Genomic DNA, 19,655 nt, shown 5'->3' on the forward strand with positions numbered 1-19,655 from the left:
ATGCTCCAAGAAAAAGACATCCTGCTCGAACTCAAGGATTACTCGATCACCTTCGCAACGCCCGACGGCGAGGTGAAGGCGGTCTCCAACATGAACCTCACGGTGCGGCGCGGCGAGCGCATCGCCATCGTCGGCGAGTCCGGCTCCGGCAAGAGCCAGACCTTCCTCGGCATCATGGGCCTGCTTGCCAAGAACGGCAAGACGGCGGGACAGGCGCTGCTCGAAGGCAAGGACGTGCTGTCGCTGAAACCGCGCGAGCTCGACCAGATCCGCGGCAAGGACATGGCCATGGTCTTTCAGGACCCGATGACAGCGCTGAACCCGTCGCTGAAGATTTCGCGGCAGCTGACGGAACAGTTGGAGGTTCACCGCGGCCTGACGTCGCGCGCCGCTTCGGACGCTGCCCTCGACATGCTGAAACGCGTCGGCATCCCCGACCCGACGCGGCGCTTCCACCTCTATCCGCACGAACTGTCAGGCGGCATGCGTCAGCGCATCGTCATCGCCATGGCGCTGCTCACCAAGCCGAAGCTCCTGATCGCCGACGAGCCGACGACGGCGCTCGACGTGACCATCCAGGCGCAGATCCTCGACCTTTTCAACGATCTGACGGCGGAGATGAACACGGCGCTTGTCATGATCACCCACGATCTTGGCGTCGTTGCCGGTCTCGCCGACCGCGTCGCCGTCATGTATGCCGGCCGCATCGTCGAGGAGGCGCCGGTCGACGAACTCTTCGATAGTCCCGCCCATCCTTATACGGCCGCGCTGCATGCCTCGATCCCGCGCCCGGACCAGGATGTCGATGATCTCGTCGTCATCCCCGGCCGCCCACCGAACCTGCAGCACCTGCCGAAGGGCTGCAATTTTTCGCCGCGCTGTTCGCAGGTCCAGGATGATTGCATCGACCGTCCGCCTTCCCTCGAACCGTTGGCGCCGCGCCACTGTGCGGCCTGTTACCATCCGTTTCCGCGCCGTGAGGAGTTGCTGAACCATGGCTGATCGCTCGCTGCTCAGGGTCGAGAACCTCACCACCCAGTTCGAACTGCCGGCGAAAGGCCTCTTCAAACCGCCGGTCTTCCTCACCGCCGTCAACAATGTCAGCTTCGATCTCGCCGAAGGCCGCACGCTCGGTGTTGTCGGCGAATCCGGCTGCGGCAAATCCACACTCGGCCGGTCCATTCTGCGGCTCTTGAAATCGCAGAAGGGCCGCATCCTCTGGCAGGGCCGCAATCTTCTCGACCTCACGGAGGAGGAAATGCGTGCCGCTCGCCGCGACATGCAGATCATCTTCCAGGATCCGATCGCCTCGCTCGACCCGCGCATGACGGTTGGAGACATCATCGCCGAACCGCTCACTGTCTTCGAACCGAAGCTTTCGAAGGCCGAGCGTACCCAGCGCGTGCGCGAAATCATGGGCGCCGTCGGCCTGGTGCCGGAGATGATCAACCGCTATCCGCACGAATTCTCCGGCGGCCAGGCGCAACGCATCGGCATTGCGCGTGCGATCATCACCAAACCGAAGCTCATTGTCTGTGACGAGCCCGTTTCGGCCCTCGACGTTTCAATCCAGGGCCAGGTCATCACGCTTCTGCGCAGGCTGCGTAGGGAGTTCGGCCTGACGCTGATCTTCATCAGCCACGACCTCTCGGTCGTGCGCCTGATCTCCGATGATGTGCTGGTACTCTATCTCGGCCGCGTGGTGGAATCAGGCGACTGCGCCACTGTCTTCGATCATCCCGCTCACCCCTATACACAGGCGCTGTTTTCCGCCGCACCGATCCCGGATCCGAAGCTTGCGCGCCTGCGCACCCGCATCCGCCTGCAGGGCGATCCGCCCTCGCCGCTCAACCCGCCGAAAGGCTGCGTCTTCTCTCCCCGCTGCTGGAAGGCGACCGACATCTGCCGCACGGAAATGCCGCCGACCGAAGAGGTTCGTCCCGGTCAGAAGGCGGCCTGCTATCATATGGACCGGCCGTGAGTGGAGGCCGCATGAAGCGGCCTTCGCTCGTAACACTTGTCACGTCCCCTTCGCGGTGAATCGGCCAAAACACACATGCGTCGGAATCTATAATCTCCGATAACAAAGATTTAGATGCGCGCATGTTATCCCTGCCTCCGCCCAATCATGGGCTTGGGGAACGCAATATGAAATCGAAACTATCAGGATTGATCGCGCTTGCCGCTGCGATCATCGCCACCTCCGCCGTATCGTCACATGCCGAAGATCTGAAATTCCAGCTCACCAACGGGACCAAGTCCGTCCTGACACGCTTCTACAGTTCGCCGACAGGCGTCAACAGCTGGGAAGAAGACGTGTTCGGCGAGGATGTCCTCAATCCAGGCGAGACCGTGAACATCACCATCGCCGACGGCCGTACCGTCTGCAAATACGACATGCGCTTCGAATTCGACGAAGACTCGGACCTCGACACCACCGAAGACACGCAGGATCTTTGCGCGCTCGGCAGCTACACCATCCACGAATAAACACCTTTCGCGCTTGCCGCCTTCGCTTGCCCGCGAAGGCGGCTTTCGGTTCCTTGTCGCAATGGCGCTTGCAATATCGACGCTTGTCACTCCGCCCGGCTCCGCGTATCAGCGGATGAAGCGTTAATTCGAAGTGATAGAGCGGCCTGTTGCATCAACGGCGCTCCGATGCCGGGAGGACAAGGTGAACGGAAGACGGTTTCTGTCGATCGGTGAATGCATGGTGGAGCTCTCGCAGGCCGGCGACGGCCTGCTGCGCAAGGGTTTTGCCGGCGATACCTTCAATACCGCATGGTATGCCCGCGCTTGCCTCGGCCCCGATTGGTCGGTCGATTATTTCACCGCGCTCGGAGACGACGCCATGTCGGACGAGATGGCTGCTTTTATCGCCGGAGCGGGTATCGGCACGAACCTCATCCGCCGCGTCAAGGGCAAGACGCCGGGCCTCTACATGATCAATCTGAAGAACGGCGAACGCTCCTTCAGCTATTGGCGCGACAGTTCGGCCGCCCGCAGCCTGGCTGCCGATCCGGATCATCTACGCGAGGCGGTGGAAAGCGCTGACGTCGTTTATTTCTCCGGCATCACCCTTGCCATCCTGCCGCAGGAGGATGCCGCAACGCTGCTCGCCGAAATCCGTCGCGCCAAGGCAGCCGGCAAGCTCGTGGTTTTCGACCCCAACATCCGTCCACGCCTCTGGTCGAGCTACGACGTGATGCATGCGACGATTAGCGAAGGCGCCCGCTCCTCCGTGTTCGTCATGCCGAGCTTTGACGACGAGGCCGCCCATTTCGGCGACGATTCCATCGAGGCGACCATCCATCGCTACCGCGCGCTGGGCGCTCTCGATGTCGTGGTCAAAAATGGCGCAGACGGCGTTACCTTGAATTTCGGCGGCGAGGAGACCTTCGTGCCGGCCGAAAAGGTCGAGAACGTCGTCGACACCACCAGCGCCGGCGACAGTTTCAATGGTGCCTTTCTCGCACGATATCTCGAGAGTCAAGACGCGCCGGCCGCTGCGCGCTTCGCCGCAGGCGTTGCGGCTCGCGTCGTCAGTGAGCATGGGGCGTTGATTGCAAGAGAGAAGCTCGGGTTGAGCGGCGCCTGAAGCCCGCGCATGACGACCGTACATATGCCATGGGCGGGCGCTCCCCGCCTTGTCGGCATGCCTCCCCGGTTAAGGGCATAAAATCAGGACTTCGTCGGCCGATCTGTCTCGCGAACGGCCTCGTCATGATACCAGCAGCTATCGAGCGCGGCGTCGCAGACATCAGCCGCCTCGCGCTCCATCAGCCTGGCGCGTTCGAACCGGCTTGCGGCCCGCGTCGGCTTGACGGGAAACTGGTAGATCGTCGCGGATTCACGATGGAAACCGGTGGGCATGAGACTCGCCTCCATTCCGTTCGGCGCATCGGCATCAGGACCGCGACCATAGCATGATGCACATCCTTTATGCAAATTGCACAAAATAAATGCATGATCTAACTAATGATTGATCCATATGCTGTTTATGGCTGAAGCTTCCGCCTATTTGTTCAACACTTCACCGTTTCAGACTAACGCCCAATTTTTCATCCGGTTCCGAGGCAGAAAACCTCTCTATCCTCCTGATGAATCAATCTTCGATCGTCCAAACGGGCTTCCTTCGAGAAAGGAAAAGCGCGGATTGACCGGCTGATTTACAATTTTTCTTTCGCCCGCGATCAAACTGGCACGCTACGTGCTTAAATAGGTGCATCCCCTGGCGGTCGGATGCGTTTGCGCGCCCAGATCGTCTCCGGGTTTGCTCACCTTCGTCGTATTGAGAGAGTCACGATGACAAAATATAAGCTCGAGTATATTTGGCTCGATGGGTACACCCCGGTACCGAACCTGCGTGGCAAGACGCAGATCAAGGAATTCGACGCCTTCCCGACGCTGGAACAGCTTCCGCTCTGGGGCTTTGACGGATCGTCGACGATGCAGGCCGAAGGCCGCAGCTCCGATTGCGTGCTGAAGCCCGTCGCCATCTATCCCGACCCGGCCCGCACCAACGGCGTTCTCGTCATGTGCGAAGTCATGATGCCCGATGGCGTCACGCCGCACCCGAGCAACGCCCGTGCCACCATCCTCGACGACGAAGATGCCTGGTTCGGCTTCGAGCAGGAATATTTCTTCTACCAGAACGGCCGCCCGCTCGGCTTCCCCGAGCAGGGCTATCCGGCTCCGCAGGGCCCCTACTACACCGGCGTCGGCTATTCGAATGTCGGCGACGTCGCCCGTGAAATCGTCGAAGAGCATCTCGATCTCTGCCTCGCTGCCGGCATCAACCACGAAGGCATCAACGCCGAAGTGGCCAAGGGCCAGTGGGAATTCCAGATTTTCGGCAAGGGCTCCAAGAAGGCTGCCGACCAGATCTGGATGGCACGCTACCTGCTGCAGCGTCTGACCGAAAAATACGGCATCGACATCGAGTATCACTGCAAGCCCCTCGGCGACACCGACTGGAATGGCTCGGGCATGCATTGCAACTTCTCGACTAAGTACATGCGCGAAGTCGGCGGCAAGGCCTACTTCGAAGCGCTGATGGCGCAGTTCGAAAAGAACCTGATGGACCACATCAACGTTTACGGTCCTGACAACGACAAGCGCCTGACCGGCAAGCACGAGACGGCTCCGTGGAACAAGTTCTCCTACGGCGTTGCCGATCGTGGCGCTTCGATCCGCGTGCCGCACTCCTTCATCAAGAACGACTACAAGGGCTATCTAGAAGATCGCCGCCCGAACTCGCAGGGCTGCCCCTACCAGATCGCTTCCCAGGTTCTGAAGACGATCTCGGAAGTTCCGCTCGCCGGTTCGGCTTCCGCTGCCGCCTAACCTCCCAAGCGGCGTCGGTCCTCGACCGGCGCCGTCATTCTTCTGCCTGAAATGATGATCGGCCGCTGACATATTCGCGCCGATCGGACCGCTAAACGCCTCAAAAGACTGGCAAGCGGCTGTAATATTTCCATCATGGTCATGCCTCAAAATAGGCAAGCGGGAATCGCCGTTCCGGAACCCCGCTTTGGGGTTGAGCGTTGACAGATCACTGCAACGCGGATGGAAATCGCGATATGCTGCAACGTCCGGCAAACACTTACAGCGGCGAGAGCTGGGCCAATGCCACCTCGGCCGGCAAACTGCCGGAACGGCTGGTGATCGTCACCGATGCCTGGCATCCGCAGGTCAACGGCGTGGTGCGCTCGATCGAGAACACCAATCGCGAACTGGCAAAGATGGGCGTCGAGGTTGGGATGGTGACGCCGGAGCGTTTCAACAGCATCCCCTGCCCCACCTATCCCGAGATCCGTCTGTCGATCGCCAGTTATCGCCGCATTGCCCGCGAGATCGCAAAGCACAATCCCTCCTACGTGCATATCGCCACCGAAGGGCCGCTCGGTCTCACCGCCCGCCGCTGGTGCCTGAAGAACCGCATGCCGTTTTCGACGAGCTACCACACCCGCTTCCCGGAATATGTCGCGGCCCGCCTGCCGATCCCGAAGAGCTGGCTCTATTCCTTCATCCGCTGGTTCCACAATGGCGGCGCCGGCTGCATGGTGGCGACACCGAGCCTTGCGCGTGAACTGTCGGAAAAAGGCATCCGTAATCTCATGCCCTGGAGCCGCGGCATCGACGCCGCGCAGTTCCGCCCTATGGCGCTCGAGGAAAAGCCGTTCGGCCTGGCGCGCCCGGTCTTCATGACCGTCGGCCGCGTGGCATTAGAAAAGAATCTGCCGGCCTTCCTTGAGCTCGATCTGCCGGGCTCGAAGGTCGTCGTCGGCGATGGGCCGGCGCGCGCCGAGCTCGAAAAGCAATATCCCGATGTTTTCTTCGCCGGCGTGAAGTTCGGCGAGGAGCTGGCGCAAGCCTATGCCCAGGCCGACGTCTTCGTCTTCCCCTCGCTCACCGACACCTTCGGCAACACCATTCTCGAAGCGTTGGCCTCGGGCGTGCCGGTCGCCGCCTACCCGGTGACCGGCCCTCTCGACATCATCGGTGAAGACAGCGAAGTCGGCGCGCTCGACACGGACCTGCGCGCCGCCTGCCTTGCTGCCCTCTCGGCTTCGCGCGAGAAGGCGCATGCGCTCGCCATGCAATATTCCTGGGAAGCGGCGACGCAGCAGTTCATCAACAACATTCGCGCCGCCAACGGCGTGATCACGCCGAAATGGAAGAAGGCGTGGCAATTTGCCAAGTCGCTTCCAAGAAGCAGAAAGCCCGGCGAAAACGCCGGGCCTCTCCCTTCTGGAGATTGATCGTTCCCATTTTGTGCAGGTCTAGAAGCGTATCGTTCGCGACCACAATCGTGCTGCGGACGGGCGGCGTCAGGGTCGCGCTGTGAGGCGAGGACGGCCAGAGCGTCGGCAGCCTCTGCGAAAAGCTCTTACTGGAATCACATCCGGGCCCCATTGCTCGAACGCCTGGAAAAGTGCCGGCTACATGAGGCGCGAGGATGACCAACGCGTGGTCGCGCTTCGGCCGACGGGGAAGGCAAGCACCAACAAGAAAGAGCCGTCATCTCCGACTGCATCGCCGCCGAGATCGGCCGTGATGCAGTCGATCTCAGCGGGCTGCTATCCGAGATCTTAGCGCTGAGCGAGGCGCTGAATAGAAGCGCGGCTTGGCACCTGCAGATGGCTGCCGCATGGCGCAGGCCTAATGGGCCACCAATCATTGCAAGCGCGCCCTACGTCCGCCTCTTCTTCGACTCGTACGGATTATCAGGCGAACGGAAATGGATGCGGATCGGCACGCTCGGCATGTCGAAATCGGCGCGTAACCCATTGATCAGGTAGCGCGTATAGGATTCCGGCAGCGCGTCCGAGCGGGTGCAGGAAATCATGAAGGCCGGCGGACGGGCCTTGACCTGTGTCATGTATTTCAGCTTGATGCGGCGGCCGGAAACAGCCGGTGGCGGATGCTGGATCTGCTGCGTCTCCAGCCAGCGATTGAGCCGCGCCGTCGAAATACGCTTGTTCCAGACCCTGTCCGTATCAATGATCGACTGCATCAGCTTGTCGAGTCCCCAGCCGGTCTGGCCGGAGATCGGCACGGCGCGAATGCCGCGCGCCTGCGGCAGCAACCGGTCGGTCTTTTCGCGCAGATCCGCAAGCACCGCCTGGCGGTCCTCGATCATGTCCCATTTGTTGAAGGCAAGCACGGCCGCGCGGCCCTCACGCAGCACCAGGTCGACAATCTGCAGGTCCTGCTTCTCGAACGGGATTGTCGCATCGAAAACGATGACGACGGTTTCGGCAAAACGGATGGCGCGCAGCGCATCGGCGACCGAAAGTTTTTCCAGCTTCTCCGTCACCCGCGCTTTGCGGCGCATGCCAGCCGTATCGAACATCTTGATGGTGCGGCCGCGCCAGTCCCATTCGACCGAGATGGAATCGCGGGTGATGCCTGCTTCCGGGCCGGTCAAAAGCCGATCCTCGCCGAGAAAGCGATTGATCAGCGTCGATTTGCCCGCATTTGGCCGGCCGACGATTGCCACTCGCAGCGGCTTGGTCTCGTCATAAGCTGGCTCTTCGTCCTCGTCCTCACCCTCATCAGCCGAGTGGGGAATATCGACGTCCGTGACGGCAACATCCTCCTTGGCATAGGCCCTGTCCTTGCCAATCGCCTCGACGATCGCGTCGCGCAGATCGAGCATGCCTTGCCCGTGTTCGGCCGAAATCGGCGTCGGCTCGCCCAGCCCCAGTGTATAGGCGTCATAGAAGCCGCTGTCGGAGCCGCGCGCTTCGGATTTGTTGGCGACGAGCACGACCGGCTTGCCGCGCCGGCGCAGCATTTCGGCAAGCGCCTTATCGACCGGTGTCAGCCCGTTCTTGGCGTCGACGACGAAAAGCGAAAGATCGGCCTCGTCGATTGCCGCTTCGGTCTGCGCGCGCATGCGGCCCTGCAGGCTTTCCTCGTCGGCTTCTTCCAGACCGGCCGTGTCAATAATCGTAAAGGTCAGCCCCATCAGCCGCGCATCACCCGGCCGGCGGTCGCGGGTCACGCCGGGTGTATCATCGACGAGCGCAAGCTTCTTGCCCACCAGACGGTTGAAAAGCGTCGACTTGCCGACATTCGGACGACCGACGATGGCGACCGTGAAACTCATTCTTTTTCCTTAAAACTCAGCCCTGCGCGGCGGGCGCCTTGCCGGATGCGGTAATGAGATCAAGCATCATCTGAGCCCGATTGGCAACAGGACGTGGGCTGCCGGTGTCGTCGATAATCGATTGGAACCATTGCCGCGCTTGCGCCATGTTGCCGGCCTTGTAGGCGGCCAGACCGAGTGCTTCGCGCGCCGAATGACGGAAGGCGTTACTCGGCACGGCCATTTCTTCGATCGCGGCTGAAACCTGCTCATAGGAACCGTTCTCGATCAGCAGCCAGCCCGCACGCATTTTGGCGACATCGCGCACGGCAGCCGGCACGCCGTTGTCTTTGCCGATCTCGTTGAAGGCGGCGATTGCAGCAGCAGCATCGCCCTTCTGCGCCTGGACGGTCGCAGCCCGCATGCGCGCCAGCACCGGATAGGCGCCATGGCCTTCCTTTTCCAGCTTTTCAAGCGCGGCCAGCGCCTCGTCGTTCTTGTTCTCGTCGGCAAGCTTCATCGCCGCCAGAAACTGGTCGCCGGCGCCGGAGGAGCGGGTATCGTCCCAATATTCATAGAGAACCTTGCCGGCGGTGCCGGCGACGATCAGGATGGCGACGACAATAATATAGCGGCCGAACCGGCGCCAGGCGCCCTTCATCTGGTCGGACCGCAATTCCTCATTGACCTCACGGATGAAGCTGTCGTCGTTAAATGCCATTCTCGTCTCCGGCCGCGGAAATACCCATAACTTTGCGCAAAATGCGCATTGCCCGGCCTTCTACTCCATTTTGCCGCCGTTGTAAGGGGGATGTGAAAGATTCGTCACGTAGCGAGCGGTGAAACGCCGATCAGCCATTCGTGCAGCTTCCAGATGATCAGCGCCCAGACGAGGATACCGATGACGGCAGCATAGAGGTCGTACTTGGCCGAGACGAAGGGCCGAAGCGTGATTTCGCCCGCCCGCTCGCGGCGCTTGAGCGATATGCGCACGATCACGCCCCAGGCAAGAAACGCCCCAAACAGCAGGACCGACGACGTCTCGCCATTGGCGAGCAGATGCGCCAGCGCCCAGATCTTCACCGACAGCACCATCGGATGTTTGGTCTTGGTAGCTATATGCCCCGCCGGCAGCAGCGAGGCGACGAGACAGATCATCGCGATCAGCATCAGCGCGACGGCGATATGCGCCGTCCACACCGGCGGATTGTAAAGCATGCCGGTCACCTGCCGCGCCTGGCCGAAACCGTAGATCAGGAGGATCAGCGTGAGAATGCTCGCGATCGAATACCCGGCCCGCCAACCCTTGTCGCCGAGGCTTGCGATCATCGAGCGGCGCAGGCCAGGAGCCACCACCCGCACCAGATGCACACCGAGAAAAAGTATGATGCCGATGATAAGCAGTGCCATTGCGGTCCCTTCCGTGCAGTTTGACATTGCTTAGCGGCTGGCGGGAAAAAATGCCAGTTGTGATCGCAGCTTCGCCGCAATTCTATCGGAGGGAAACCGCGAACAAATTGTCGCGGTGCCCATGTCTCGTCCTCTCCTCGCCACCTGTCTGGTCGCCTCCCTCGTTCTTCCCGCGGCGGCAAAGGCGGCCGACCGGCCGAAGCAGCTCGTCATCATCTCCTTCGACGGCGCCCACGACAACGCGCTCTGGCTGAAGAGCCGCGAGATGGCGGCGAAGAACAGCGCCCACTTCACCTATTTCCTTTCCTGCACCTTCCTGATGAACGACGCGGCGAAAAGGGCCTACCAGGCGCCGCACCAGAAACGCGGAAAATCCAATGTCGGTTTTGCCCAGAGTGACGACGAGATCCGCGAGCGGCTCGGCAATATCTGGCATGCACATCTTGAAGGGCACGACATAGCAAGCCATGCCTGCGGCCATTTTGACGGCCGCCTCTGGAGCGCAGCCGACTGGTCAGCCGAATACGCGACCTTCCATGCTACGTTGAAAAATGCCTGGAAGAGCGTCGGCCTCGAAGAACCCGCCGGCTGGCAGGATCTGGTCGACCATGGCATCAAAGGCTTTCGCGCCCCCTATCTCTCGGCGACGGCGGGCGCCGACATGATCGCCGCCGAAAAGAAGGCGGGCTTCACCTATGACGCAAGCCTCGTGACCAAAGGCCCGGCGATGCCTGTCGAGGAAAACGGCATCCTCCGCTTCGGCCTCCCCCTGATTCCCGAAGGCCCCAGCCAAAAGCCGATCATCGGCATGGACTACAACCTCTTCGTTCGCCATTCCAAGGGTCAGGAGGATAGTGCGGATACGAAGGCATTCGAGGACCGCGCCTACGCCGCCTTCTCCCAGGTTTTCGACCGCCAGTATAACGGCGACCGCATCCCCCTCCAGCTCGGCTTCCATTTCGTCGAAATGAACGGCGGCGCCTACTGGCGCGCGCTTGACCGCCTGGTCAGCGACGTCTGCCACCGGGCGGATGTGGCTTGCGTCAGTTACTCCGAAGCGATTCCGATGATCGAGGCGCGCGGGAAGCTGGAGCGGACGTCGGGGCTCTGACGCTTTGAGAACGAGGGGTGGTGCCGTGTGGCCCCCTCATCCGCCCTGACGGGCACCTTCTCCCCTCTGGGGAGAAGGGGGAATCGCAAAGTCGACCAAAATTCTCTAAGGCGATGGATAAAGGCGAGGCATCGCCACGAGTCTCTTCTCCCCTCGGGGAGCTGGCTGCGGCAGCCGGATGAGGGGGCCACAAAGCACCACCTCGCCCGCTCCGGCCAAACCCTATCCATCAACCATCCGCGTGCACGACACCCGCCTCACGCTCCAGATAGCGTCGATCGATCGCAGGCAGCGGCTCGTCATCAATGGCCGCTTCGAAAGCCCTGAGGCGCTTGTGAATGGACAGCAGCTCGATGATCGTCGTCCAGGAATTGACCAGATACTGGAACGAGTTGCTGACCTGTCCGAAGGCGGTCGAGATCTGCTGGAAGATACCGTAGGTGATAGCACCCGCCACGATCGTCGGCACCAGCATGAAGATCACGAAGAGCGCGTCCGCCTGAATGTAGAAATAGCGGGCGACATTGAAATACATGTAGTGGAAATACATGCGGAAATAGTTGCGCCGTACGTTGTTGAAAAGCTCCCTCACCGTCAGCGGCTGCGCCCGGTCCGCATGATCCTCGCCGTAGACGAGTTCCTTGCGATAGGCGGCTTCGACGCGCTGATTGCGGAAGTTCAGGCCCGGCAGCTTGATACCGGCGACCGCCAGAAGCAACGTGCCGAATGCCGACCAGAAGAGCGCCAACCAGAAGAGCGAATTCGCCAGCGGTCCGATGACCGGTAGTTCGGTCACATAATGCGACAGCGCCAGAAGGATCGGAAGGAAGACCACAAGCGTCATCACCGAATTGATGAGGCTGATGCCGAGACCTTCGAGCGTACTCGAAAAACGCATAGTGTCTTCCTGCACGCGCTGTGAAGCGCCTTCGATGTGCCGCAGCTTTTCCCACTTCGACATATAGAAATCGTTCATCGCGGCGCGCCAGCGGAAGATGTAGTGGCTCGTGAAGAAGTCGGTCATGATCGACACGAACATGCTGAGGAACGCGATCTGACAAAAGACCCACATCAGGCTGTAGAAATTATCCACTGAAATGCCCGGCTGCTTCGACAAGGCGTTCTGCAGAAGATCGCCGAACGGCCGGCGCCAATTGTTGATCACGACCGTGATCTGCACGCCGAAATAGGTCACGAAAATAATGAGCGCCGAACCCCAGATCGACCAGAGCTTCCAGGGATGATTGCGCGCTATCAGATGCCAGGCGCCGCAGAAGATCAGCGCTGAGAGAAAGAAATAGCTGTAGAACCAGACATTTTCGGGCAGCAAGAAGAAGGAAAGATCGATCGGCTGCTGCTCTTCGGGAACCGGCGCAAAGCCGAGCGACGCGCCGAGACCGGCCGCGAAGAAATACCAGCCCAATATTGAAATCAGCGTCCAGACGACAAGCGAAATGAAGAAAGGTTTCGGCTGGGGAAAGAAGGAATGAAACACGGGGGGCTTTGCTTTCCTGAACTGTGAGTCTCGGGAGTGTCGGAACACTGATTGTGCCGGAAACTACGGCAGTTCGAAGGAAGCAGCAATGGGTTTGGCCGATTGTTACGCAGATGTAACCGGTTAGGCGATTTTCCTGACGACGGGCATTACGAGCGCCGCGCAGACAAGAAGTGCTGCGGCAGCGATCACCGTCGGCAGGGTAAAGCTGCCCGAGCGTTCGGCAATCCGGCCGGCAACAATCGGCCCGACGATCTGGCCGACGCCGAAGGCAGCCGTCATCATCGCCAGGATCCGCCGCGGACTCTCCGGGGAAAGCTTGCGGCCGATCTGCAGCCCGTAGGCAGTGATCGCAAGGAACGTCGCCCCGAACAGCGCCCCGCCGATCAGCGGCGCGACCGAGGGCGGCAACGCCACGGTGGCGAGCACGCCGACAGCCTCGACCACAAGGGCCGCAACATAAACGCCGCCGAGCCCAAGCGGCCTCACCAGCGGCTTCCAGGCGAAGAGAGCAACCGCCGACGTCACCCCGGCGATAAACCAGCAGAGAAACTCGATGAAAGGTCCCGTCGCAGATAGCCGCGCGATGGTGACGAGAAACGTTGCCGTAATCACGTAGCCGAAGCCGAACAGGCCGTAGGACAGCGTCACCAGTACCGTCGGCCGGCCCCAGGTGAGCGCCGGCTCCCTGCCTGTCCGCGCCGATTGCGCCGGCGCTGAAGGCAGGAGCCACCAGACGACGACGAGGCTCGCCGCGCAATAGAGCGCTCCGCCGATCCAATCGGCGCGCCAGCCGCCGGGTCCGTCGTGAAAACCGAGACCGACCAGGAGCACCATCACCGAGGAAAGCGCAACCCCGGCACCCGGCCCGCCGAAATGCGCCGCCTGCACATGGTCGTTTCCGGCGGCAGCCCCGTGGCTGAGCACGATCGACGAGGTGAAGACCATTGCAAAGGCGCTGGCGAGACCGGCGAGGAACCGGATGACCGCAAAGACCGCAACGGAATCGGTGGCGGCCATGGCAGCGAGCAGGATCGCGGTGGCCAGCAATGCCGAAAGCGCCACCAGCCGCTCGCGTCCCGCCGCCCAGCCATAGGCCGCAAGCACGGCGCCAACGAGATAGCCGACGAAATTCGCAGACGCGATAAAACCGGCATCGGCTGCCGAAAGTGGCACGCCGCTCATCATGCCGGGCAAGATCGGCGTGTAGGAGAAGCGCCCAAAACCCATGGCCGCCGCCATCGCGACGGCGCCGGCGGCGGCGGTCGAAACGAGATCAGGCGCGGAGCGAGGTGGGCGGGAAAGCATGCAGTGCTTATCGCGCCGCAGCGCCGGTGCCACAAACGACTATTTCTGATCGATCGATCAATTCCACGAAAGATCGGAATCTTGCCGCCGCCCTTGGAATATCTTACGATATATGTTTTACGACATAGCGAACGATATATCCAATGATGAAGGGGAAGGCCATGAGAGGTTTCAAAGGCGGCATGTTTGGCGGAGGTTTCCGCATGGGTCGTAAATTCGCAGCCGGCGACCTGCAGCTCGTCATTCTGGCCCTGCTCGACGAGCGGCCGTGCCATGGCTATGAGCTGATCAAGATCCTCGAAGAGCGCTCCGGCGGCTTCTACGTGCCGAGCCCCGGAGTCATCTATCCCGCGCTGACTTATCTCGAGGAAACCGGCCTTGCCGAAGTGGAAAACGAGGGCGCCAAGAAACTCTACCGCATCACCGAGGCCGGCCGCCGCCGCGTCGCCGAAAACCGCGAGATGATCCTGCACACGCTCGCCAAGCTCGAACGCATCGGCGAGAAGATGGCCTATGTGAAGCGTGTCTTCGAATCCGAACGTCACGGCGCCGATGATGATAACGACAGTGACTTCATGCAGGACGGCGGCGATATCCGCGCCGCTCGCATGCTGCTGCGCTCGGCGCTCAGGATGCGTTATCCCTGGTCCAAACCCGAAGCCGCCCGCATCGCCGGCATTTTGGAACGCGCGGCGACGGAGATACTGCAGGGCGGCCGGCCGGAAACGCGGGGGTGAAGACGAAGAATTGCGGACAAGTCCGTAAGTTGATGGTGCGCTAACTCCTCCTCCCTCATTCCCGTGCTCGTCACTGGAACGATGGGGAAGAAGTGGGTGCGCGCCCACAAAACGTCATGGAGATACCAACCTCGAACGGCGAGGCGCGCGCCTTAGCCTCTACACCCGCCCATCCGGCAGCGTCAAAATCACCGGCCCATTCCGCGTCGCAACCACCGTGTGCTCGAATTGCACAGTCGGCGCCTTCGGATCGGCATAAAGCGTCCACGCATCGTCGCCGCCTTCGGCCCAGGTCGCGCCGAGCGAAAGAAACGGCTCGACGGTGAAGACGAGGCCATCTGTCGTCACTCGCTTTTCCGACGGATCCGGCCAGGTCGAGAGCTCGGCCGGCTCCTCGTGCAGCGAGCGGCCGACGCCGTGGCTCGCCAGATTGGCGACCAGCGTATAGCGGTTCTTCTGCGCGAAAGCGCCGACGGCGGTGCCGATCTTTGCCAGAGGTTCGCCCGCTTTCACCTGATTGAGCCCCACCCAGAGCGCCCGCTTGCCGTCGCGGCAGAGGCGTTCGATCTTCGGCTTGACCGGCGGCATCGCAAAGGAAGCGCCGGTATCTGCGAAGAAGCCGTCCTTTTCCGCCGAGACGTCGATATTGATCAGGTCGCCGGCTTGGATGACACGCGCACCTGGAATGCCGTGGGCGATTTCTTCGTTGACGCTGATGCAGGTGGCACCGGGAAACTGGTAACAGAACTCCGGCGCCGAGCGCGCGCCGGAATCCTCGAGCACCTTGCGGCCGATCCGGTCGAGCTCCAGCGTCGTCATGCCCGGCTCCATCGCCGCCGCCATCACCTGGATGGCGTTGGCGCAGATCCGGCCGATCTCTTTGAGCTTTGTCAGTTCATCGTCGTTTGCGATTACCATTCGTCTCATCCGGCCTGCACGCGACGGCCGCGGCCGCCTTAGAGCACGCGTCCGGCAGGACGCGCTGAGGAATTGCGCTAATCAAGCCGTGGCTTTCGCCCCTTCGCCCCTTTCAGTCAATGCCTTTCTGACGATCGGCGCGACTTTTGTCCCGTAGAGCTCGATGCCGCGCATGATCTGATCATGCGGCATCAAGCCGATCGCCATCTGCAGCAGGAAGCGGTCGTTCTTGAATATCGCGTGATGGGCGATAATCTTTTCCGCAACCGCTTCGGGACCGCCGACGAAGAGCGCGCCGTTCGGCCCGCGCGACAGATCGAAATGCGCACGGCTCGTCGGTCCCCAGCCGCGCTCGCGGCCGATACGGTTCATTACCTCGGCCTGTGGGCCGTAGAACTGGTCAGCCGCTCTCTCGGTCGTGTCGGCGATGAAGCCATGGACATTGATGCTGGTCTTCAGTTTCGCCTGATCCTGCCCCGCCCGGCGCGCCGCCTCACGGTAGAGATCGAACAGCGGCGCAAACCGGCGCGGCTCGCCGCCGATGATCGCGAGCGCGACCGGCAGTCCGAGCGCGCCGGCGCGCGCCACCGACTGCGGTGTGCCGCCAACCGCGATCCACAGCGGCAGCGGATCCTGCAGCGGCCTCGGATAGACACCGCGTCCGTTGATCGCCGCGCGAAGCTCCCCCTTCCACGTGACAGTCTCGTCGTCGCGCAACGCCAGCAGCAGATCGAGCTTCTCCTCGAACAGCTGGTCGTAATCCTCGAGATTGTAGCCGAACAGCGGGAAGGACTCGATGAAAGAGCCACGCCCTGCCATGATCTCGGCACGGCCGTTGGAAATGAGATCAAGTGTCGAAAACTGCTGGAACACCCGCACGGGATCGTCGGAGGAGAGCACCGTCACGGCGCTGGTCAGCCGGATGTTTTTGGTTTTGACGGCCGCAGCCGCCAACGCCACGGCGGGGGCCGATACCGCATAATCCGGCCGATGATGTTCGCCGAGTCCGAAGACGTCGAGCCCCACTTGATCGGCAAGCTCGATCTCCTCGATCAGATGCTTCAGCCGCTCGGCCCCCTCAGCTCCCTTGCTGCGGGAGGGATTAGGATTGACATCGGCGAATGTGTAAAGCCCCAGTTCCATCATCGGCATCCTGTTGAACTCGATCCGGAGATAAGGATGGCGGTGATGCAGCGCAAACACAAATTGTGGAACGGATCGTTCGAGAATCTTGATAGGCGTTAGTTTTCACGGGCTCGACGGGCACCAACTGCGCGGTATGATTGGGTGAAGACAGGACGATTTAAAGAGTCTTTGGCCGTAGACACGGCGCTGCTGGATTCCTGTGCTTGTCACAGGAATCCAGCAGTCGCGCGTCCGCGCGACAGGAGACTCATCCTCTCACAAGCCCAAGAGATGAAACGAAATGTCCTCCCATTCGGGATTCTCCCGCTCGATCAGATTGAGCTTCCACAGTCGCGGCCATTTCTTAATCGTCTTTTCACGCGTGATCGCTGTCGTCAGCAGATCATGTTCTTCGAACCACACCAGCGTCTTGACACCATCCTCCGACGTAAAACCCGGCGTCAGCTCATTCTGATGCTCGTATAGCCAGCCGGCAACGCGTCACGCAGGTATAGAGCGTGCCGTTGCGTGCGGATGCGAGGATATAGACGTGCCCTTTCATAACAGCAGATTGGCACAGGATAGATCCCACGTCGACAGAGACACCGACGCGCCCGAATCCCCAATTCGAATCTGAATTCAACGACTTCTAAGCCCCAGCGGAATCATCTTCCAAGCAACCTCACGCCGCACTTGAAGCGTCGGAAAGGCGAGGCCTACCCCTCGCCGTCCGCAGCAATCACATCGTCGCCAGCAGTTCCGCCAGTTGGTCCGCGGCCTTGCCCCATCCCTCATGGAAGCCCATCTTCTCGTGCGCTTCCTTGTCCTCGGCGCGCCAGTGCAGCGCCCTGGCCGTATATTTCGTCCTGCCGTTGCCGAGGTCTTCCAGCAGGATGACGCCGGTGAAGAAAGGCTTGTCAGCCGGCACCCAGGCGCTGCTATAGGCGTCGGTGAAGACGATCTTCTCGTTCTCGACCACCTCCAGATAGACGCCGCGGTTCGGATACTGATTGCCCTCGGGATCCTGCATGACGACGACGCTGGAGCCGCCGGGCCGCACGTCGAGCGTTGCTTCCGCCACACCCCAGGGGCGCGGCACGAACCATTGCTTCAGCAGGTCCGGATCGGTCCAGGCTTTGTAAATCTTCTCGCGCGAAGCGTCGAATTCGCGAACAAGGACGAGTTCATGTTGCGTGCTGGCGGTCATTTCAACATCTCTCCTTTTGAGTGAAACCCGTTTCGTATCAGGTTGTTATAAGGACGTGTCAAACTTCGCCGTTCCGACAGCACGCCGAAATTAATTTGCAATCGGCTGCGCCGCCTCTTCCTGCATCTTGTCGATCTGCCGGCGGATATGGGCGGCTTCCGCCGCCGAATGGGCAAGCGCGATGGCATGGTCGAAGGCTTCGCGCGCTTGGCTGGTCAAGCCAAGCTGCTTCAGCAGCCCGCCCCGCAGACCGTGATAATAGAAATAGCCCCCGAGCTTCTCACCGAGCGGATCGATGAGATCCAGCGCCGCCTGCGGCCCGTTCAGCTTGGAAACGACGACCGCGCGATTAAGCGTTACGACAGGCGACGGCTGAACACGCTCCAGCGCGCGGTAAAGCAGATCGATTTCCGTCCAGTCGGTGTCTTCGGCCCGTTTCGCGCGGGAATGGATGGCGGCGATGGCAGCCTGAAGCTGGTAGGGGCCAGGTTGGCGATGGCGCAGCGCCTTGTCGAGGAGCGCCAGGGCCTCACTGATGAAAAGCTGGTTCCAGAGAGAGCGGTCCTGATCCTCGAGCAGCACGATCTCGCCTTCGGAACTGAAGCGCGCCGGGCGGCGCGATATCTGCAGAAGCATGAGCGCAAGCAAACCCATCAACTCCGGTTCGGACGGAAAGATGCGCAGCATCAGCCGTCCCAACCGGATCGCCTCGTCGCTGAAGGCGGCCGCCTCATGTTCGGGATCCGCCTGACTGTAGCCCTCGTTGAAGATGAGATAGATCATCGTGCTGACGATCGAAAGACGCTCGGCCCTCTCCTCAGGGCTCGGCGTTTCGAAAGGCACGCCGGCCTTCGCGACACGCGCCTTGGCCCGGGTGATGCGCTGCTCCATGGCGCTTTCGGAGACAAGGAATGCGCGCGCGATCTGTGTCACCGAAAGGCCGGAGACGATGCGCAGCGCCAGCGCGATCTGCTGCGTCGCCGGCAGATCGGGATGGCAGCAGATGAAGAGAAGCCGCAGGATATCGTCGCGATAATTGGCATCATCCAGCCGCTCGACAATGTCGCTTTCGGCATCCTCGGTATCGGAAATGACGTCCTCGTCCGGCAGCGCCTGCAGCTTCGAGCGTTTGCGCACCGCATCGATACCGCTGTTGCGCCCGACGAAGATGAGCCAGGCCGTCGGATCGCGCGGCGGCCCTTTCTCCGGCCAGGTCCGGATCGCCCTCAGGCACGCCTCCTGGAACGCCTCTTCCGCGGTGTCGAGATCGCGGAAATAGCGTAGCAGCGCGCCGAGCGCCTTCGGCCGGGCAGAGGCAAGCGCGAGGTCGATCCAGGCAATGTCGGTCATGATGCAGCATCTCCCGGCCGGAACACGTAGAAAGGCCGAATTTCGTAAGAGGTGGAGCCGGGATTGACCGAGGATAGCTGTTTCGAGAAGGCGACCGCCTCGTCGAGCGTATCGAAGTCAACCACGTAAAAGCCGAGGAGCGCCTCTTTCGTTTCCGCGAACGGCCCGTCAATCACCAGAGCTTCGTCCTTGCCCTTGCGCACGGTCGTCGCCGCCGTCGTCGGCATGAGCCGGCCGACGGGGCCCAGCTTGCCGGCTTTGGCAAGCGGCTCCTGCACAGCGTAAAGCTTCTCCATGACGGCAGCCTCTTCCTCCTTGCTCCAGGCGAAGACGGTTTCCTCATGGGCGTAACAAAGGATTGCATAAAGCATCGGTCACTCCTCTTTCCGAATGACGAA

Annotated in this window: 19 protein-coding genes and 1 pseudogene; 8 read left to right on the forward strand and 12 right to left on the reverse strand. The window is 61.3% G+C overall.

Translation table 11 applies throughout. The features are described 5' to 3' along the window. The 4 genes from AC13QO_RS02210 to AC13QO_RS02225 all read left to right on the forward strand — a co-directional run bounded on the left by AC13QO_RS02210 (window position 1) and on the right by AC13QO_RS02225 (window position 3,598). On the forward strand, window positions 1-1,002 hold the full coding sequence (locus tag AC13QO_RS02210; RefSeq protein WP_221112111.1) for an ABC transporter ATP-binding protein: 1,002 nt from the start codon (window positions 1-3) through the stop codon (window positions 1,000-1,002). After that, window positions 995-1,981, forward strand: a complete 987-nt coding sequence (locus AC13QO_RS02215) for an ABC transporter ATP-binding protein (RefSeq protein WP_183704657.1) — start codon at window positions 995-997, stop codon at window positions 1,979-1,981. Before AC13QO_RS02210 ends, AC13QO_RS02215 begins: the two co-directional genes overlap by 8 nt. Before the next feature lie 167 nt (window positions 1,982-2,148). Beyond that, window positions 2,149-2,490: a hypothetical protein gene (locus tag AC13QO_RS02220; protein ID WP_011426337.1), complete on the forward strand. Its 342-nt coding sequence runs from the start codon at window positions 2,149-2,151 to the stop codon at window positions 2,488-2,490. Between the two features lie 184 nt (window positions 2,491-2,674). Then, window positions 2,675-3,598 carry a sugar kinase gene (locus tag AC13QO_RS02225; protein WP_285191387.1) on the forward strand — a complete coding sequence of 308 codons (924 nt, stop codon included), beginning with the start codon at window positions 2,675-2,677 and terminating at the stop codon, window positions 3,596-3,598. An 83-nt stretch (window positions 3,599-3,681) separates the two neighbouring features. Here the strand turns inward: AC13QO_RS02225 and gstI are convergent, their stop codons facing one another. Beyond that, window positions 3,682-3,873: a glutamine synthetase translation inhibitor GstI gene (gene gstI, locus AC13QO_RS02230; protein WP_097597128.1), complete on the reverse strand. Its 192-nt coding sequence runs from the start codon at window positions 3,871-3,873 to the stop codon at window positions 3,682-3,684. Window positions 3,874-4,305: 432 nt separating this feature from the next. Here gstI and AC13QO_RS02235 point away from each other — a divergent pair, with 432 nt between their 5' ends. Continuing rightward, on the forward strand, window positions 4,306-5,346 hold the full coding sequence (locus AC13QO_RS02235) for a glutamine synthetase beta-grasp domain-containing protein (protein WP_011426340.1): 1,041 nt from the start codon (window positions 4,306-4,308) through the stop codon (window positions 5,344-5,346). Between the two features lie 236 nt (window positions 5,347-5,582). After that, complete coding sequence (locus AC13QO_RS02240; protein ID WP_488539798.1) at window positions 5,583-6,764, forward strand: glycosyltransferase family 4 protein; 1,182 nt, start codon at window positions 5,583-5,585, stop codon at window positions 6,762-6,764. Window positions 6,765-7,195: 431 nt separating this feature from the next. Here AC13QO_RS02240 and der read toward each other — a convergent pair whose 3' ends face one another. From der to AC13QO_RS02255, 3 genes are all read right to left on the reverse strand, one after another. Then, the gene (gene der / locus AC13QO_RS02245; protein WP_488539799.1) at window positions 7,196-8,617 is read right to left on the reverse strand and encodes a ribosome biogenesis GTPase Der; all 1,422 of its coding nucleotides are present in this window, start codon (window positions 8,615-8,617) and stop codon (window positions 7,196-7,198) included. A gap of 16 nt (window positions 8,618-8,633) precedes the next feature. Next, window positions 8,634-9,317 carry a tetratricopeptide repeat protein gene (locus AC13QO_RS02250; RefSeq protein ID WP_221112107.1) on the reverse strand — a complete coding sequence of 228 codons (684 nt, stop codon included), beginning with the start codon at window positions 9,315-9,317 and terminating at the stop codon, window positions 8,634-8,636. 104 nt (window positions 9,318-9,421) lie between these two features. Further along, complete coding sequence (locus tag AC13QO_RS02255) at window positions 9,422-10,006, reverse strand: NnrU family protein (RefSeq protein ID WP_285191384.1); 585 nt, start codon at window positions 10,004-10,006, stop codon at window positions 9,422-9,424. Between the two features lie 121 nt (window positions 10,007-10,127). On the opposite strand from AC13QO_RS02255, the gene AC13QO_RS02260 reads away from it, so the two are divergent. Beyond that, window positions 10,128-11,117 carry a polysaccharide deacetylase family protein gene (locus tag AC13QO_RS02260; protein ID WP_488539800.1) on the forward strand — a complete coding sequence of 330 codons (990 nt, stop codon included), beginning with the start codon at window positions 10,128-10,130 and terminating at the stop codon, window positions 11,115-11,117. Window positions 11,118-11,346: 229 nt separating this feature from the next. Here the strand turns inward: AC13QO_RS02260 and sbmA are convergent, their stop codons facing one another. Further along, a complete protein-coding gene (sbmA, locus tag AC13QO_RS02265) occupies window positions 11,347-12,612 on the reverse strand; it encodes a peptide antibiotic transporter SbmA (RefSeq protein WP_488539801.1) in 1,266 nt (421 codons plus the stop codon). A gap of 123 nt (window positions 12,613-12,735) precedes the next feature. Further along, the gene (locus AC13QO_RS02270) at window positions 12,736-13,920 is read right to left on the reverse strand and encodes a YbfB/YjiJ family MFS transporter (RefSeq protein WP_488539802.1); all 1,185 of its coding nucleotides are present in this window, start codon (window positions 13,918-13,920) and stop codon (window positions 12,736-12,738) included. A gap of 161 nt (window positions 13,921-14,081) precedes the next feature. Between AC13QO_RS02270 and AC13QO_RS02275 the strand changes: the two genes are divergently transcribed. Continuing rightward, complete coding sequence (locus AC13QO_RS02275; RefSeq protein ID WP_488539803.1) at window positions 14,082-14,657, forward strand: PadR family transcriptional regulator; 576 nt, start codon at window positions 14,082-14,084, stop codon at window positions 14,655-14,657. Window positions 14,658-14,816: 159 nt separating this feature from the next. Here AC13QO_RS02275 and map read toward each other — a convergent pair whose 3' ends face one another. From map to AC13QO_RS02305, 6 genes and pseudogenes are all read right to left on the reverse strand, one after another. Next, window positions 14,817-15,575 carry a type I methionyl aminopeptidase gene (gene map, locus AC13QO_RS02280; RefSeq protein ID WP_085778980.1) on the reverse strand — a complete coding sequence of 253 codons (759 nt, stop codon included), beginning with the start codon at window positions 15,573-15,575 and terminating at the stop codon, window positions 14,817-14,819. Window positions 15,576-15,656: 81 nt separating this feature from the next. Continuing rightward, on the reverse strand, window positions 15,657-16,718 hold the full coding sequence (locus AC13QO_RS02285; RefSeq protein WP_434710842.1) for an LLM class flavin-dependent oxidoreductase: 1,062 nt from the start codon (window positions 16,716-16,718) through the stop codon (window positions 15,657-15,659). A gap of 258 nt (window positions 16,719-16,976) precedes the next feature. Beyond that, window positions 16,977-17,262 (reverse strand): annotated as a pseudogene (locus tag AC13QO_RS02290) (GIY-YIG nuclease family protein). 177 nt (window positions 17,263-17,439) lie between these two features. Beyond that, complete coding sequence (locus AC13QO_RS02295; protein ID WP_085778981.1) at window positions 17,440-17,907, reverse strand: SRPBCC family protein; 468 nt, start codon at window positions 17,905-17,907, stop codon at window positions 17,440-17,442. Between the two features lie 90 nt (window positions 17,908-17,997). Further along, window positions 17,998-19,257 (reverse strand): RNA polymerase sigma factor, encoded by a 1,260-nt coding sequence (locus AC13QO_RS02300; protein ID WP_488539804.1) that lies wholly within the window; start codon window positions 19,255-19,257, stop codon window positions 17,998-18,000. Then, window positions 19,254-19,628 (reverse strand): YciI family protein, encoded by a 375-nt coding sequence (locus AC13QO_RS02305; RefSeq protein ID WP_008530596.1) that lies wholly within the window; start codon window positions 19,626-19,628, stop codon window positions 19,254-19,256. Before AC13QO_RS02305 ends, AC13QO_RS02300 begins: the two co-directional genes overlap by 4 nt. Between the last annotated feature and the right edge of the window lie 27 nt (window positions 19,629-19,655).

The organism is Rhizobium sp. CNPSo 3670, from assembly GCF_057784555.1.